The sequence below is a fragment of the Paraburkholderia diazotrophica genome, from assembly GCF_900108945.1.
Taxonomy (GTDB): Bacteria; Pseudomonadota; Gammaproteobacteria; order Burkholderiales; family Burkholderiaceae; genus Paraburkholderia; species Paraburkholderia diazotrophica.
In genome coordinates, this window is the sequence record NZ_FNYE01000061.1 from 1 (window position 1) to 14,820 (window position 14,820).

Genomic DNA, 14,820 nt, shown 5'->3' on the forward strand with positions numbered 1-14,820 from the left:
ACCATTCTCGCTACTGGCGCTTGACCTCGACAATTTCAAGTGGGTCAACGACGCTTACGGGCACCAGGTTGGCGACACGGTCCTCAAGGGCTTCGTACAGGCATGTCTCGACGCGATCCGGCCTTATGACAATGTCGCGCGTGTTGGTGGTGAAGAATTCATGGTGCTGCTGTCCCGCACGTCGCTGGATACTGCCCTCGCGATCGGCGAGCGTATCCGGACCGCGATTGCCAGCACCACGTTCGCCAGTGACATCGGGCGCAACGTTTCCATCACGGTCAGTATCGGCATCTCGCAGTACGGCAGGGACGGCAACACGATCGATGACCTTCTCAGATCCGCCGACCAGCGGCTCTACCACGCAAAACGCCATGGCCGCAACCGCGTTGCAGCCGTATAAGGGCGTTTACATGAACGAGCGAACGCATGCATTGCATGGGAGACACAATCATTTCGGACTACATGACGACGTGGATGCTGAATTTCAACGCGGTGCACAGCATCCCGGTCACGTAAAAATGAAGGCCGTCTTGTATTGGCTTCTCACGAGCAACGAAATTACTGGCGATCTTCCGTTTGCGAGGCCTGCCATCTGAGTGCATCTGAAAATCGATACGCGCCGGATCGAGCCCATATCGGCACCCTTCCAGAGGGCCCATGATGTGCGGTGACGCCGTCCACGATGAGGCCGTGCCGCATGGCGGTTATTGTCGCCGCGCCACTGCTCTTTCGAGGGAGTCCACCCATGAACGATCTTTCCGCCTTCCCGATCACGCGCAAATGGCGCGCACAGCACCCCGAACACATCCAGCTCTATTCACTGCCGACGCCGAACGGCGTCAAAATTTCGGTCATGCTCGAGCAAACCGGGCTACCGTACGAACCACATGTGGTCCGCTTCGATACTAATGACCAGATGTCACCCGACTTTCTCTCGCTCAACCCCAACAACAAGATTCCCGCGATTCTCGATCCGGCAGGCCCGGATGGCAGGCCGCTCGCCCTGTTCGAATCGGGCGCAATTCTGCTTTATCTGGCGGACAAGAGCGGGCAGTTCATTCCGAAAGACGCGGCAGACCGCTACGAAACGATCCAATGGCTGATGTTCCAGATCGGCGGCATCGGCCCGATGTTCGGTCAGATCGGATTCTTCAACAAGTTCGCCGGATAGGACTACGAGGACAAGCGACCGCGCGATCGCTATGTCGCCGAATCGCGCCGCTTGCTCAACGGGCGCCTCGCCGGGCGCTCCTGGATCATGGGGGACGCGTACACGATCGCCGACATGGCCACCTTCCCGTGGGTGCGTAATCTGGTGGGTTTTTACGAGGCGAGCGATCTCGTCGGCATCACCGACTTTCCGCATGTCATGCGCGCATTCAACGCGTTCCTTGAGCGTCCAGCCGTTGTAAAGGCTATCGATATTCCAGGCTTGCGTCTGCGCCGTTAATTTTCATCAGATAGAGAAAGACTCCAGAGTGTGGCTCGGTGTATGGGCCGCAGTGCTCTGCGCCGCCATGCTGGCCTTGCTGACGAACCCGGCCGTCGATAAGCATTCACCCGCTGTGCGCCGCCTGGCGCCGGTGCGAGTGATGCATGGCGTGGCGTCAGCCGCGATCATTCTCGTGTTCCTCTTCCCGCACCCTGGCAATCATGTGGCCGGCATTTTGGGCGCGGACACGCATAAGTCGGTAATGCTGGTCCTGCGTCATCTCTACCGCGCCGGATGGATCGAACCGGTCCTGATCGCGCTCTTCATACATGACCACCGGCTGCCGATCGCAGTCGGACGGCATGCCGCTTTGAAGACGTCCCTCGCTTTGTCGCCGCTCGATGTTTTGGGCAGGCACGGCAGCCTTAAGCCGGTCTGAGCGCGTTCACAAAACGCTGATATGCCGGTGGATCACGCTCCTGATATTGGCAGAACCTCATGCGCCCATGCCTTCGAAGAATGGGTGTTATTCGCCCGAGCTACCTACCGGCGCGACGCCCGTTCTCCGATGATGAGACCCAGGACGAGCGCACGGCTCGCCGACCTTAGCCAATACCTCTGAGTAACGAACGGGAGACTCATCATGTCGCTTCAGGACAAGCTCGACGCATTCAAGGCCGATTTCAAGGCGGGCAAACCGCCGTACAACGCGCCGCCCGAAATCCATCCGATCATGGAACGCGCGACGGCCGAACTGATCGCGAGCGGACAGGCGGCCCGCGCCATCAACGCAGGAGAGCGCGCGCCGCAATTCCGCCTCAACGATCAGGACGGCAACGAAGTGTCATCGGAAGAACTGCTTGCGAAGGGACCGCTCATCGTCACGTTCTACCGCGGCGTCTGGTGTCCATACTGCAATCTCGAACTCCAGGCCATTAACGAAGTCCTGCCGCAGCTCAAGGCGCTCGGCGCGAGCGTCGTGGCCATTTCGCCGCAGACAGCCGTCAACAGCCGCAAGTCCGTGCGCACGAATGAACTGGGCTTTCCGGTGCTGAGCGATGTCAGGAACGACACGGCAGCGGCGTTCGGCCTGCGCTTCAATTTGCCCGACTATCTGATCGAGTTGTACAAAAACCTCAAGAACGATCTGCCGGCGTTTAACGGCGACGCGAGCTGGACGCTGCCGATGCCCGCGCGATACGTCATCGGCCAGAATGGTGTCGTACTGTACGCCGAAGTCAATCCGGATTACACGCATCGCCCCGATCCGTCGGAAATGCTCCCGGTCCTCGAAAAGACGCGCGACATCTGACGCGTCGCTCGCCGCGCCGCCTCGCGCGGCGCGCCCTTTCGTGACTTTCGGAGAATCAACATGGCTGCACGCAGGTTCCTGATCACGGGCGCGACCAAGGGTATCGGGCGAGCGCTCTCCGAGCGTCTCTCGCGAACCGGCCATCAGGTGATTGGTCTCGCACGCGAGCACGCCGACTTCCCCGGCGAACTCGTGCGGGTGAACCTCGCAGATCGCGAAGCGACAGCGGCCGCGCTCGATGATCTGACGCGCCGGCATGCGATAGACGGCGTCGTCAACAACGTCGGCCTCGTCCGCCCCCAGTACATCGGCAACGTCAGTCTCGACGACCTTGACGATGTCTTGTCGCTCAATCTCCATCCGGCCCTGCAGACCGTCCAGGCGCTGCTGCCCGGTATGCGCGAACGTCGCTGGGGACGGGTCGTCAACGTCTCCAGCCTGACCGTCCTTGGCATCGTTCAGCGAACGGCCTACGCAGCCGCGAAGGCTGCGCTCGTGAGCTTCGCGCGATCGTGGGCCCTGGAACTCGCCGATAGTGGCATTACGGTGAACGCCGTAGCGCCGGGCCCGACCGAAACAGAACTGTTTCGCGCTAACAACGCGCCGGGCAGCGAGGGCGAACGACGCTACCTCGCCGCAGTCCCCATGGGACGCTTTGCGCAGCCCGACGAAATCGCGGCAGCGATCTCGTTCCTGCTCTCGGAGGATGCAGGCTTCATCACGGGTCAAACGCTGTACGTGGACGGAGGCGCGTCCATCGGCAAAGCCCCGTTTTGATCGACGACCGCTTCGGCCGGCCCGAGTGAAGCAAAGCCGCAGCGAGCCGAAAACGACGCGAGCGCTCGCGCTCAAGCGCTCGACGTGCCGGATTGCCCGCCGGCTGATTGAGCGAGCGCCTCCTCGACGAATGCAACGAATGCGCGGGCCCTCGCCGTCACCAGACGTCCCGAAGGAAAGACCGCCCACAGGTCGACGGGTGGCAAGGTCCAGTCGGTCAACACGGCCTGCACCTCGCCCAACGCCAGCTCGGGAGAAAACATCCAGCGCGAAGCGACGGCAAGCCCCATTCCGCCGAGCACCGCTTTTCGCATGCCTTCGGCTGCGCTCACGCGGACGCGTCCGGAGACCGTCACATCCATGTTGCTGCCGTTCTGGGTGAACGTCCATGTCTCGCCGCCGCCACGCTGCGAATAAACGATCGCCTGATGATGGCTCAGGTCAGCGGGCGTCATCGGCACGCCTGACCGCGAGAAATAGTCGGGTGTGCCGACGACCGACCGCGGGCTTCGTCCAATGCGCCGCGCCGTCATGGCGGAATCCGCCAGCGAGCCCATCCGCAAGGCGACATCCATGCCCTCCTCCAGAAGATCGATGTTGCGATCATCGAGCACCAGGTCGATTTCCAGCTTCGGATGCCTGCTCAGGAACGTGTTCAGTGAAGGCAGCACGTGAAGACACGCGAACGTCACGGCTGCGCTCACGCGCAGCTTGCCCGACAGGCTGTCGGACGCGTGACGGACGACCTGTTCGGCTTCGTCGGCCTCCATGATCGCAAGCTTCGCATGCTCGTAGAACCGCTGGCCAGCGTCCGTCATCGTCAGACCGCGCGTCGAACGCAGGATGAGCCGCGCACCCAGCCGCTCTTCGAGTTGCGCAACCGATTTGGAAATGGCCGGCTGGCCGACGTTCATCCGCTTCGCCGCGGCCGAGAACGAACCCGCCTCGGCAACGCTGATGAAGATTTCCATTGCAGCCAATCGATCCATACTGCGCTTCTCCCGTTCTGGTCGAGGTCGTTATTTCGCGGCGGCCAGGCGCAGGAAGGTTCAGTCGCCGAAGAATTCGATCGCCTGTCCGTTCAGCCGTGGACAATCGACCATCATACCGAGGCAGCGCCCGCGTTCGTAGTCGAATGCGATCACGCCACCCTGAGCCGTGCAATAGAGATGGCCGTCGGGCCCGAACCGCAATCCGCGCGGGCGGCGAAACGGCACGCCGGATGGTGCAGAGAATACACGTACCAACATGCCGCTGCGTGCGTCGTATTCTCCAACAGCTGCAGCGGCTACGGGCGAGCCGAACGGAAACTCACTGGACACCAGTACATTGCCCTCTGGCGCGATAGCGAGATCCAGCGGGCTCATTGCGTCGTCGATCGCAAACCGGTCGTAGATCAGCATGCTGCTCGACGTCAATTGGAACTCGCCATAGCAGGTCGCCGGCATAAGTGCCATTCCGCGCAAGCATGGCGGTTCAGGCACATCGATCGAGTTCGCCACATGTACTGCAACTGCATTGGCCGCAGGGGCATGCGGCATGCCCGTGTGGAATGACACTTATCGCCGCCAGGCCCCTTCTGCCTGCGCACTCTCGCACCCATGATTCGCCCATCTTTGACGCTCAAACCGAGGATGAACGAATGAACAAGCTGTTTAGCCGCACCAGCGTCGGCCCTTTTGAACTCAATCACCGCGTGGTACTCGCGCCGCTCACCCGGATGCGCACCGAGGAAGGCAACGTCCCCGGTGATCTCATGGTCGAGTACTACTCGCAACGCGCGTCCAAAGGCGGCCTGCTGATTACCGATGCGACGGCCGTATCGCCACTCGGCATCGCATACGTCGGCGCGCCTGGCATCTACACCGATGCTCAGGTCGAGGGCTGGAAACGCGTGATCGATGCCGCGCATGCGAAGGGCGCGCGAGTCTTCCTGCAGATGTGGCACGCGGGACGCCAGGCACATCCGGCCAACACGGGCGGGACCACTCCCGTGGCGCCGTCAGCCCTACGCTCGCTCGAACATGCGGCCATTCGCGACGAGAGCGGCAACATCACAGAAGCCGAACTCGTCGTGCCACGCGCGCTCGAACTCGCCGAAATTCCGCGCATCGTCGAACAGTTCCGTCGCAGTGCTGTGCTCGCGAAAGAAGCAGGCTTCGACGGTGTCGAACTTCATGGCGCAAATGGCTATCTCTTCGAGCAATTCCTGCTGGATGGCACGAACCATCGCACCGACGCATACGGCGGTTCGATCGAAAACCGTGCGCGGTTTCTGTTCGATACGCTGGAGGCTGTCGTCGCGGTGTGGGGGCCCGGCCGCGTCGCCCTCCGCCTGTCGCCCAGCGGCACGTACGGCACGATGTCCGACAGTGATCCGCATGCCACTTTCGGCTATGTGGCCGAGCGGCTGAACAGCTATGACCTCGCCTATCTGCACGTGATCGAGCCGCGCATTCGCGGGATCGTCGAGCAGGAAACGAGCGCATCCGACGTTACGTCGAAAGACATGCGCCGCATCTACAAGGGCACGCTCATCGCCGCGGGCGGCTTTACAGGGCAAAGCGCCGAACAGATCGTTGTCGACGGCGATGCGGACCTGGTTGCGTTCGGGCGCATGTTCATCTCTAACCCCGATTTACCAGAGCGTCTGCGCACGGGCAAGCCACTCGCTCACTACGACCGCTCGATGTTCTATGGCGGCGATGCGCGTGGCTATACCGACTACGCCTTCTATTCGCAGATCGATGCCGCATAGTCGAAGTCCTTCGAGGTAAAGGCCGAAACGGACGGGACAGCCGTTTCGGCCAGCTTCAACGATGCGCGAAGTGGCGCGGAATTCCAGAAACGAAGAACGACATCATGAGTCGACTTGCAGACAGAACAGCCGTCATCACGGGCGGCAGCAGCGGCATCGGCCTTGTCACTGCACAACGATTTGTCGACGAAGTCGCGTATGTGTTTATCGTCGGCAGGCGACAAGCGGAACTCGACAACGCGGTGCAGCAGATTGGCCGCAATGAGTCGGCCGTGCAAGCGGACGTGACGAAGCTCGAAGACCTCGATCGCCTGTATTCCGTTGCAAGGGGGGGAACGCGACAGCATCGACGTTTTTTGCCAATTCAGGCTCGATCGAACACCGAAGGCTCGACGAGATCACGCCCGAGCACTACGGAGCGACGATCAATGTTCAACATGCGCGGACTCATTTCACCGTGCAGAAGGCGTTGCCACTGATGGCTCACGCAGGCACCATCATCCTGACCAGCTCGATCGCTGGGGTCAAAGGTCTGCAAGCGCATGACACCTATAGCGCGGCAAAGGCGGCCATTCGTTCGCTCGCGCGGACATGGACCGTCGAACTCAAGGACCGTGGCATTCGCGCCAATGCGATCAGTCCGGGCGCCATCGATACGCCGATCATCTTCAGCCAGGTCTCCATCGCTGTGCAAGCGGACGAACTGCGCGCCAGGTTCGCTGTCGCAACCCTATTGGGACGCATCGGCCGCCCTGAGGAAATCGCGTCCGCCGTACTGTTTCTCGCATCCGAGGGACAGCAGCTTCGTCGCGGGCATCGATCTGTTTGTGGACGGCGGCCTTGCACAGGTCTGAACGATCTTTGAAGCCGCGCCCGCGTTGCGAGCGACGTATCATCGCTCGCTATCTCCCCACGCCACCGACATCGCGACATTGTCATCAACGGTGGGGTGTCGTCGGACCGACGCGACAAGCAACGTCAAACAGGCTGCCAGCAACGCGACGTCCTTGAGGAGGAACTGCTCGACGAGCGTCGACACGATAGGAAAGCCAGTCGCACTGGTCAGCGTAATGCCTGGCGTGCTGAAGACGAACGACGTCGTCAGCGCAAACGTCAGCGCCGCCATAGCGGCCCCTATCGCCGACGCGATGGCAACCACCGATCCTGCAGTCAGCATGGCCGCGGTGAGCAGTTCGATCGTCCCGATGATTCTCGCTTCGCCGATCACGCCGAACACATTCAACCAGCTGATGAACGGGCTGTGCGAAATCAGCGGCGCAATTGATTCCGCGGCATAAGGCGTAAATTTCTGAATGCCGAACCATATGAAAATCGCCACCATCGACCATCGAAGGAGGGCTAGATGGTGATTGTTCGTGCCGTGCTCGGCCACCCGGAATCGCATGGACATAGTTCGCTCCTGTGTTATCGCGACGGAATCAGACGGGCGTCGCGTTTTCATCTCGATCGGTGTATCGGGGCGAGCGTTCACGCCGGCCCCGGCTTGCGCGTTACTTCACCGGCGGAAAATCGACAGTGGTGTCGTTGATACGGTTGAACGTGTTGGTGAAGATGGTCAGCGCGATCGCCAGCGAGATGTCCGCCAATTGCGTCTCCGTGTATTGCGCTGCGCGGATTGCGTCGAAATCGGCCTGCGAGAGCGTGCCGCTCGTCAATTGCAGCTTGCGAACAAAGGCGACGAGGGCATCGCGCTTCGTATCGCCCGTCAACTCGCCCGCCCGGATGCGGTTGATCGTGTCCGCGCTCAGACCGGCCTTCTTCCCGAGCATCACGTGCGCAGCAACGCAGTAGTCGCAGCCCGTCAGCTCGCTGACCAGCACCTTGATCGTTTCCAGATCCTGCTTGCTGAGACTGCTCGCGGCCAACGCGCCTTCGGCATTGAGGACAGCGGACAACGACGCGGGCGCGAGATGGCCGAGCACGGCAAACAGATTGGGGATGGATCCGCCCGTGACTTTCTTGACCTGTGCATAGACTTCGGCGGTAGCGCCCGTTGCGGACCTGGTATCGGAAATGGAGATGCGGCTCATCGTGAGACTCCTCATGCAAAGGTGAAGTGGAGTCGTCACTTTAGGTTCGCCATATGATCTTGTAGAGACTCATGAAGGCCAATAACATGCTCAAAAGTATCAATCGAGCCAGAGCCGGGAGAAAACATGGATTGGCTTAGCCAGTTGCTCAAAATCATCACCGCGACGGGCGAAATCGAAATTCGCTGCGCGTATGGCGCACCGTGGGGCATCGCATACGGACAGTCAGCAGAACGCGAGATTCCCTTTCACGTCGTGCTAAATGGAACGGCGACACTCGAAAGTCACGGCGATGTGTCTTCTCAGTAACTCGGGCCCGGCGATATCGTCTTGTTGTCGCATGGCTCGGCACACGTGCTGCACGACGGCAGCGAGGCGGCGGCGTCGACGGCACATGTCAGAGAGGCGGCAAACTTTGTGATCAGCGAGAATTCCGGCTCGGGCGAACAGCTCGATATGCTTTGCGGCCGCTTCAATATCCGAGCGGCCCATGATCGGCTCATCGGCCAATATCTGCCTTGAACGCTGCCGTTCGCTCGAAAGAATCAGGCGCCGATGCCAACGCCGCCTCCGCTATTGACGAGCTGACAGGCCTCGTTCGTCTGATGAGCTCGAATCTCTGGAATCGAAGCTTGGGGGATTCGCGATGCTGAATGCGCTTTTGTCAGCGCTATTCACGTTAATGCTGACGCGTTGCAAGCGAGTCCCTGCAGGCCCCTACCGGCCTGCTCGCATTGGCTGGCCATTCGCGCCTATTTCGTGCCATGTCGGCCATGTTGCAAGAGTCAGCGAAGCAGTGGACGCTGCCGATGCTCGCGCAACTTGACAACATGTCGCGCACTACGTTCATGCGGCACTTCGAAACGGTGCTCGGGCGGTCTGCTACTGGTCTGCTGGCGGACATCAGAATGAGCATTGCAGCCAACGCACTCAGGATTCCCTCGGTCGGAACGGAAGCCGTGGCTGAACTCGTCGGGTATCAATCCATCGCTGCGTTTCGCCGGGCCTTCACACAAGTAATGCATATCCCGCGCGTCGTTACCTGTTCCCTGGCGATACGCTGACGCTGACGCAAGCGCGCAAGCTCGGGGGACGATCCGTGCGCGATCTGTTCGGCGGGCGCGCGCACGAGCGAGGAGAGCGGCAGTAACGTCGACACGTTGAATTACTTATTTCCCGGGCTTTTGCAGGTTTGATGTGCTGCTCGCCGCGCTTGCTTCTTCAGCGCGGCGCCGCGCGTTTTCTTCGCTTTGGAGTTGGGCTGGAGGTGTCCCCACCTGCGTCGCCGCGCCCTGACCGCCCTGTGGACTGGTTCCCTGGCCGCTCTCTTTTTGTTGGACGTTGTGAGGATTGGTTAGACCGCCTCCGGCCTGCGCAATCTGCATCTGCTGTCCAGTCGGAGTTCCATGATGTGCGGCTGCTCCATCTGCTTTCGCGGGCGCGGCTTGCCAGGAAATGACGACGAATACGGTCATCGTCATTACGATGTAGTTACTGTTGAGTTTCATTGCTAGAGCCCCCGGTTACTGCCATTCCAGTGCCTTCGTGCAATCGCCATGCCTTGCCGCGAACAGAAAATCCGTAACCGTGCAGCAGGAAATACACGGAGATCAATACCTGAACGTGTTGGCACATGTCGCCGTCAGCCGCTTATGAGCGGACGCGTGTGACGACGAGATCTGGCGCGCACGCCCTGTTGCAGACGTGACGTTCCTTCGCGTGCAAGGCGCCGTACCGTCGGCCTGTGCGAGTTCGTAAGGTTCTCATAGCGCGGTGCCGGCACATCCAGCCGCTCTTCGACTGACGCCGAAGCCAAGGTCTGCCATTCTGCCGCGGGCGCCGGGGGATTAACGGCTTAGGGCGGCTTGGGCCCGTTGCAGCCACTCGCTGTTATATTCGCGGGCGTGGCGAGGCCAATGCCGGGTATCGTGCACGATCTCGGCGTAAAGTTCGCGTGCACGCTGGCGGTCCGCATCGTCGGATTGCGCCGTTAGCCAATCGGCGTACAGGCAACGGGGCGCAGCGTCGCTTGCGCTGGCGAGCGCCATTTCGAACGCAGCGCGCGTGCCGGGCGCACCAATCGCGGCCAAGGCCCGTGCATACAGCAAGGCAGGTTCGGGTTGCTGGCGAGCGAGCGGATGGACGGCGAACAGTTTTTCCAGCGTTTCTTGCGTGGCCGCAGCATTGCCGTTGGCAAATTGCGCACGGGCTAGTCCTTGCAGCAAGGCGGGATCGGATGAGAACGGCCCACTGGCCGCCGCTTGGTAATGCTGCAGTGCTTCGGCGGCATTTCCTGCGTCGAGCAGCGCTGCACCCAGCCGCATGCGATGTGCGACGGTCGGCGCGCGATCGAAATCCGTGCGCGCCTCGCGCACCGCCCGGTTGGGATCGATAAGCTGCGAGACGGCCCTCGTTGCAGCCCTTGCCCCACGAGACTGGCGCAGGGCGGGCAAGTAAATGACAAAGAAGTAGACCAAACTGCCAAGGCCGGGGAAAAGAAACAGGATCAGCAGCCAGTACATGTTCTGCTGGGTGCGAACGGCATGCACCGCAAAGAACAGGGCGATGATGACGTAAAGGCTTATTCCGAAAATGCGCATTGGCGGGAAGGTCAGTTGTGGTGCGTTGCCAGCGGCACGTCAGCGAAACGGCAAACACTATTGTGACAGAAGCGCACTACCATGCCTGGTAGCTCAGTGAGCCTAAGCAGGATGTCAGCCGGCGTGGGCGATCCATCATGGTGCCCTCCCCTGTCCCATCTTCGTGACCGTCGAATTCATGCCCCCGGCAGGCACGATGATGCTGCCCGCAATCTATCAGGATTGCTGATCGAGATGTCAGACTCGAACTCATCGCGGACGTCTGGGACGCTGCACTGACACTTCTCGCGAAATATCCAGATGGCTTGGGGAACACATGCAACGCGCGCTCGAGGAAATTGCCACGGGCCAGCCACTGGAATCTCAACAGTTAAGGCGAATCGCGTCTACCCACCTGGAGGGCACCAATCTGCGCGGGACGTTCAATTTCCCGGTGGCTCGGTACGCGCGACGAATTCTTCCAGGTATCGCGAATGATCTGCCGGCTTCGACCGCCAGTCACCGAGCCTGGACTCGCGGATCCTGATCATTGAATCGAAGGACACTGTTTCGAACCGGTAGTCATCGGGCCAACGATTAAACAGACAATCTATAAGGATCGCAAGGCAGAGCCGCGCCAGGCTAAGCCACGACTAACCGGAAAAACGCACGAAAATCGAAGGCACCCTGTCGAGCGGTGCGTCGGAGCACGCATCACCGGATAGCGCCCAAAATCCACCGACATCGCGCAACACGGATAACCGCGCAGCGTTGCAGCGCGGTTCGTAACGATTACGCCGTGTGCGCCGATCTACCTCTTGTGATCGCTTTCAATCATGCGTCGTTGTACAGGTCACGACGCGGATGCGCGCACACGCCCATTCATACACGAACACAGTCAAAACTTGAGGAGAACACATCCGTGAAACGAATGCTCATAGCCTGCGCCGTCACAATGCCGATTGCAACGGCGGCCCACGCGCAGTCAGGCGTGACCTTGTACGGTTTGATCGACGAAGGCTTCGAGGCCATCAGCAATGCGCCGACCACGGCGGGCTCGCCGGGCGCGCGGCAATACAGACTCGACGCTACCAACGGCCTCAACAGCTCACGCTGGGGCCTGAAAGGCCGCGAGGATCTCGGCGGCGGACTGACCGCGCTATTCCAGCTGGAAAACGGCTTCGAGCTCAACAATGGACGGCTCGGCCAGGGCGGTGCGGAGTTCGGCCGCCAGGCGTTCGTCGGCATCAAGAGCAGACCGTTCGGCACGCTCACGCTCGGCCGCCAGTACGACAGCGTGGTCGATTACGTCGGCAAGCTGGAATTCGGTGATTCGAATGTCGGCACCGCGCATGGCGCGCATCCCGTCGATATCGATAACTTCAACAACAGCCGGCGCACCAACAATGCGGTCAAGTACACGAGCAACGACTACGGCGGCTTCACATTCGGCGGCGTGTACAGCCTCGGTGGCGTCGCGGGCTCCGTTGCGCGGAATCAGATTTTCTCCGTGGGCAGCGGCTATCACAACGGTCCGCTGACGGCGGGCGTCGCGTATCTGCAGGCGCGTAATCCGGCCACGTCGCTTTTCGGCAGCAATCCGTCCGACACGGCGACGGCGAACGGACTGACGGGCACGCCCGTGGTCAGCGGCTATGCGAGCGCGAACGCATATCACGTGATTGGCGCAGGGGTGACGTATGCGCTCGGCGATGCGATTCTCGGCGCGAACTGGTCGAACGTGCGCTTCGCGGGCATTGCCGCGCTCGGCAACAGTTCGGCGATCTTCAACAACGTCGAGGCGAGCCTGCAATATCACGTCACGCCGAAGCTGCTCGCAGGCGTCGCTTTCGATTATCTGCATGGCAGCCATGTCTCCGATACGGTCGGCGGCGCCAACTACAGCCAGTTCAGCACGGGCGTCAATTACACGCTGACGTTGCGCACCGATCTCTATGCGGCACTCGACTATCAGGTTGCGAACGGGCGCGACTCGAGCGGACATGGCGCAGTCGCGAATATCGCGGGAGTTTCGCCGTCATCGAATCGCTATCAGGCCGTCGGCCGCATCGGTTTGCGGCATCGGTTCTGACGAGCATTGTCCGCCGCATCTCCTGGAGCCGCGCCGCCAAGGCACGCGGCACTTTTCCCGTCGACGCCGGGTACATACGGCCGGCGGGATTTTTTCGTGTCGCGCATGAATCGGACAACGCGTATAACCACGGCGTCATATTGGACCGATCTACTCATTAATAGCTCTGCTTCGCGGCGCAGTCCACGAAGCACACGCGCAGCGGGCACCGTACATTTTAATCATCTCACTGCCATGCGCCGTCCTCTTTCGCCTTTCGTGACCATCGATGCGTCGTGCCAGCCTGCGCCCTTTCACGCGTCGGCGCCGTTTTCCACCGATGCGCCGCCGGCATGATCGCGACGATCGCAACCCGACGAAGGCGCGGGGACCCACGCCGGCTCGTGCAATACGCCGCAACGTCGCGAGCGCACCCTGTCGCGAGCCACTACCGGATCATCTGGAACGCGAAGAGTGCGTGCATCGCCATAGGCGCGCCGCTGCACGCAGGGATACTCAGTATTGCAAGTGCTGTGGCGTCATAGTCCACAGTTCCGAACGACTTGTCCCTACCAATCGGCGCGTTATAGCTGTTCAGCATCAGTCCGCCCGCGCGTCGATAAACCCTTACGCGGCAGCATATTCTGAAGAACCGGCGTGGCCCAGTAGCAAGCATGCGGTTATACCCATGTGCGGCGTGGCCGGAGACATCGGTGGGTCAGGCTTTCGCGCGACCGACCTCGGCAGCGATCTCAGCGCCAAGCAACAGCACTGCCGCCGAGAAGTAAAGCCACATCAACAGGGCCGCGAGCGAGCCGGCCGCACCGAATGCGTTGGCCGTTCCCGCGTGAGCGAGATAAAGGGCAAACAGCTTGCGTCCACTGGAAAACAGCAACGCCGACACGATGGCGCCCGGCCATGCGATTCTCCAGCGAACGGGCGCGTCAGGCAGCATTTTGATCAACGTTGCAAAAACGGCGCTCAATGCGGCCATGCCGAAAATAAACTGCGCGATTTCGCCGACGACAATCAGCGGTGAATGGCCGAACAGCTTTGCACCGACGAAGCTGATAACCGTGTCCAGTACGAGAGAAACGACCAGCAGGAAAGCCACGCCCATCACGAGGCCGAACGAGATGAGCCGCACCTTGAGCAGCAAGGCAATGCTGCTTGCCGCGCCGTGCCGTGCCGCGAGTGGAAACACCACGTTGAGCGCGGTATTCAGTGAGGCAAACGTTGCCGATGCGCCAGCCACCAGAAGTGCGGCCGAAAGGATTGCGGCTGGCCCCGCCGTATCGGGGTGACGTGCATGTTCGACGATGGTCCGGACGGCTTCGGCAGCCTCATTGCCCAGCAGTCCATGGACCTCTCCGAACAACTGGCCGCGCGCCGCATCGAGGCCGAAAAACCATCCGGCGACAGCCAGCACGATCAGAAGAGTCGGCGCAAGCGAAAACGCGCAGTAGAACGCGATGCTCGCGGCCATCATGGTGCAGCGGTGGGCGCTGAACCGTTGAACCGCTCCCGTCGCCAGCGAGAAGAGCGACCGTATCGCGGCACCCCAAGGTAGTGGTCGACCATGCATGAGCGCCATCCACTTGTCTGCGGCATTGCTGTTGCACGAACAGATCACGCGCCTGTCGGACACGTGACCGTCGAGCTCGACCTCCCATCGTCGGTGTCGAGCGCGAACACGCGCGTGTCGCGCACGTCATAGCATGTGACGATGAAGTCGGCTACCGCGACGTCGAGTGTCATGGTCGCGGTTCCCGAAGCGCGTCTCGTAGCCCATGTTTGCCACGGCCAGCCCGGCCGTGTTCATCGGCAGCAAATCACTCCG

General features: G+C 61.1%; 16 protein-coding genes and 2 pseudogenes. 10 read left to right on the forward strand and 8 right to left on the reverse strand.

All coding sequences use genetic code 11. From position 1 onward, the window contains the following. The 5 genes and pseudogenes from BMW76_RS37715 to BMW76_RS37735 all read left to right on the forward strand — a co-directional run. Positions 1-400, forward strand: a 400-nt coding sequence (locus BMW76_RS37715) for a GGDEF domain-containing protein (RefSeq protein WP_143062427.1), incomplete at its 5' end; no start/stop codon positions are given. A 345-nt stretch (positions 401-745) separates the two neighbouring features. Next, a pseudogene (locus BMW76_RS37720) lies at positions 746-1,450 on the forward strand (glutathione S-transferase N-terminal domain-containing protein). A 67-nt stretch (positions 1,451-1,517) separates the two neighbouring features. Continuing rightward, a complete protein-coding gene (locus tag BMW76_RS37725; protein WP_090873842.1) occupies positions 1,518-1,871 on the forward strand; it encodes a hypothetical protein in 354 nt (117 codons plus the stop codon). Positions 1,872-2,075: 204 nt separating this feature from the next. Then, positions 2,076-2,744 carry a peroxiredoxin-like family protein gene (locus BMW76_RS37730; RefSeq protein ID WP_090873843.1) on the forward strand — a complete coding sequence of 223 codons (669 nt, stop codon included), beginning with the start codon at positions 2,076-2,078 and terminating at the stop codon, positions 2,742-2,744. Positions 2,745-2,804: 60 nt separating this feature from the next. Next, positions 2,805-3,521, forward strand: a complete 717-nt coding sequence (locus BMW76_RS37735; RefSeq protein WP_090873844.1) for an SDR family oxidoreductase — start codon at positions 2,805-2,807, stop codon at positions 3,519-3,521. Between the two features lie 71 nt (positions 3,522-3,592). Here BMW76_RS37735 and BMW76_RS37740 read toward each other — a convergent pair whose 3' ends face one another. Then, positions 3,593-4,510, reverse strand: coding sequence for a LysR family transcriptional regulator (locus BMW76_RS37740; protein ID WP_090873845.1), 918 nt, complete (start codon positions 4,508-4,510; stop codon positions 3,593-3,595). 60 nt (positions 4,511-4,570) lie between these two features. Then, positions 4,571-4,924, reverse strand: a complete 354-nt coding sequence (locus BMW76_RS37745; protein WP_143062428.1) for an NHL repeat-containing protein — start codon at positions 4,922-4,924, stop codon at positions 4,571-4,573. A 239-nt stretch (positions 4,925-5,163) separates the two neighbouring features. Between BMW76_RS37745 and BMW76_RS37750 the strand changes: the two genes are divergently transcribed. The 3 genes from BMW76_RS37750 (at position 5,164) to BMW76_RS42935 (ending at position 7,144) form a co-directional block, all read left to right on the forward strand. Beyond that, entirely contained in the window at positions 5,164-6,279 is a 1,116-nt protein-coding gene (locus tag BMW76_RS37750; RefSeq protein WP_090873847.1) for an alkene reductase, read from the forward strand. Between the two features lie 104 nt (positions 6,280-6,383). Next, the gene (locus BMW76_RS42930) at positions 6,384-6,758 is read left to right on the forward strand and encodes an SDR family NAD(P)-dependent oxidoreductase (RefSeq protein WP_407669079.1); all 375 of its coding nucleotides are present in this window, start codon (positions 6,384-6,386) and stop codon (positions 6,756-6,758) included. Beyond that, a complete protein-coding gene (locus BMW76_RS42935; RefSeq protein WP_407669081.1) occupies positions 6,677-7,144 on the forward strand; it encodes an SDR family NAD(P)-dependent oxidoreductase in 468 nt (155 codons plus the stop codon). Before BMW76_RS42930 ends, BMW76_RS42935 begins: the two co-directional genes overlap by 82 nt. Positions 7,145-7,171: 27 nt before the next feature. Here the strand turns inward: BMW76_RS42935 and BMW76_RS37760 are convergent, their stop codons facing one another. Both BMW76_RS37760 and BMW76_RS37765 read right to left on the reverse strand, forming a co-directional pair. Beyond that, positions 7,172-7,690: a DUF417 family protein gene (locus BMW76_RS37760; RefSeq protein ID WP_245763558.1), complete on the reverse strand. Its 519-nt coding sequence runs from the start codon at positions 7,688-7,690 to the stop codon at positions 7,172-7,174. A 100-nt stretch (positions 7,691-7,790) separates the two neighbouring features. Continuing rightward, positions 7,791-8,330 (reverse strand): carboxymuconolactone decarboxylase family protein, encoded by a 540-nt coding sequence (locus BMW76_RS37765; RefSeq protein ID WP_090873849.1) that lies wholly within the window; start codon positions 8,328-8,330, stop codon positions 7,791-7,793. A gap of 126 nt (positions 8,331-8,456) precedes the next feature. Between BMW76_RS37765 and BMW76_RS41710 the strand changes: the two are divergent. After that, a pseudogene (locus tag BMW76_RS41710) lies at positions 8,457-9,394 on the forward strand (cupin domain-containing protein). Positions 9,395-9,499: 105 nt separating this feature from the next. Here BMW76_RS41710 and BMW76_RS40800 read toward each other — a convergent pair. Then, positions 9,500-9,838, reverse strand: a complete 339-nt coding sequence (locus tag BMW76_RS40800; RefSeq protein ID WP_143062431.1) for a hypothetical protein — start codon at positions 9,836-9,838, stop codon at positions 9,500-9,502. Positions 9,839-10,177: 339 nt separating this feature from the next. After that, positions 10,178-10,930: a hypothetical protein gene (locus BMW76_RS37775; RefSeq protein ID WP_090873850.1), complete on the reverse strand. Its 753-nt coding sequence runs from the start codon at positions 10,928-10,930 to the stop codon at positions 10,178-10,180. A 901-nt stretch (positions 10,931-11,831) separates the two neighbouring features. Between BMW76_RS37775 and BMW76_RS37780 the strand changes: the two genes are divergently transcribed. After that, positions 11,832-13,001 (forward strand): porin, encoded by a 1,170-nt coding sequence (locus tag BMW76_RS37780; RefSeq protein WP_407669080.1) that lies wholly within the window; start codon positions 11,832-11,834, stop codon positions 12,999-13,001. Between the two features lie 697 nt (positions 13,002-13,698). Here BMW76_RS37780 and BMW76_RS37785 read toward each other — a convergent pair. Next, positions 13,699-14,565 (reverse strand): YihY/virulence factor BrkB family protein, encoded by an 867-nt coding sequence (locus tag BMW76_RS37785; protein WP_407669082.1) that lies wholly within the window; start codon positions 14,563-14,565, stop codon positions 13,699-13,701. Between the two features lie 44 nt (positions 14,566-14,609). Beyond that, complete coding sequence (locus BMW76_RS42565; RefSeq protein WP_281248597.1) at positions 14,610-14,738, reverse strand: hypothetical protein; 129 nt, start codon at positions 14,736-14,738, stop codon at positions 14,610-14,612. Positions 14,739-14,820 lie beyond the last annotated feature (82 nt).

Coding starts and splice junctions, on each gene's coding strand:
- BMW76_RS37725 (WP_090873842.1), top strand. CDS start 1,518: ATGCTGGCCTTGCTGACGAACCCGGCCGTCGATAAGCATTCACCCGCT.
- BMW76_RS37750 (WP_090873847.1), top strand. CDS start 5,164: ATGAACAAGCTGTTTAGCCGCACCAGCGTCGGCCCTTTTGAACTCAAT.
- BMW76_RS37775 (WP_090873850.1), bottom strand. CDS start 10,930: ATGCGCATTTTCGGAATAAGCCTTTACGTCATCATCGCCCTGTTCTTT.
- BMW76_RS42930 (WP_407669079.1), top strand. CDS start 6,384: ATGAGTCGACTTGCAGACAGAACAGCCGTCATCACGGGCGGCAGCAGC.
- BMW76_RS37765 (WP_090873849.1), bottom strand. CDS start 8,330: ATGAGCCGCATCTCCATTTCCGATACCAGGTCCGCAACGGGCGCTACC.
- BMW76_RS37745 (WP_143062428.1), bottom strand. CDS start 4,924: ATGCTGATCTACGACCGGTTTGCGATCGACGACGCAATGAGCCCGCTG.
- BMW76_RS37785 (WP_407669082.1), bottom strand. CDS start 14,565: ATGCATGGTCGACCACTACCTTGGGGTGCCGCGATACGGTCGCTCTTC.
- BMW76_RS37735 (WP_090873844.1), top strand. CDS start 2,805: ATGGCTGCACGCAGGTTCCTGATCACGGGCGCGACCAAGGGTATCGGG.
- BMW76_RS37760 (WP_245763558.1), bottom strand. CDS start 7,690: ATGTCCATGCGATTCCGGGTGGCCGAGCACGGCACGAACAATCACCAT.
- BMW76_RS37730 (WP_090873843.1), top strand. CDS start 2,076: ATGTCGCTTCAGGACAAGCTCGACGCATTCAAGGCCGATTTCAAGGCG.
- BMW76_RS40800 (WP_143062431.1), bottom strand. CDS start 9,838: ATGAAACTCAACAGTAACTACATCGTAATGACGATGACCGTATTCGTC.
- BMW76_RS42565 (WP_281248597.1), bottom strand. CDS start 14,738: ATGACACTCGACGTCGCGGTAGCCGACTTCATCGTCACATGCTATGAC.
- BMW76_RS37740 (WP_090873845.1), bottom strand. CDS start 4,510: ATGGATCGATTGGCTGCAATGGAAATCTTCATCAGCGTTGCCGAGGCG.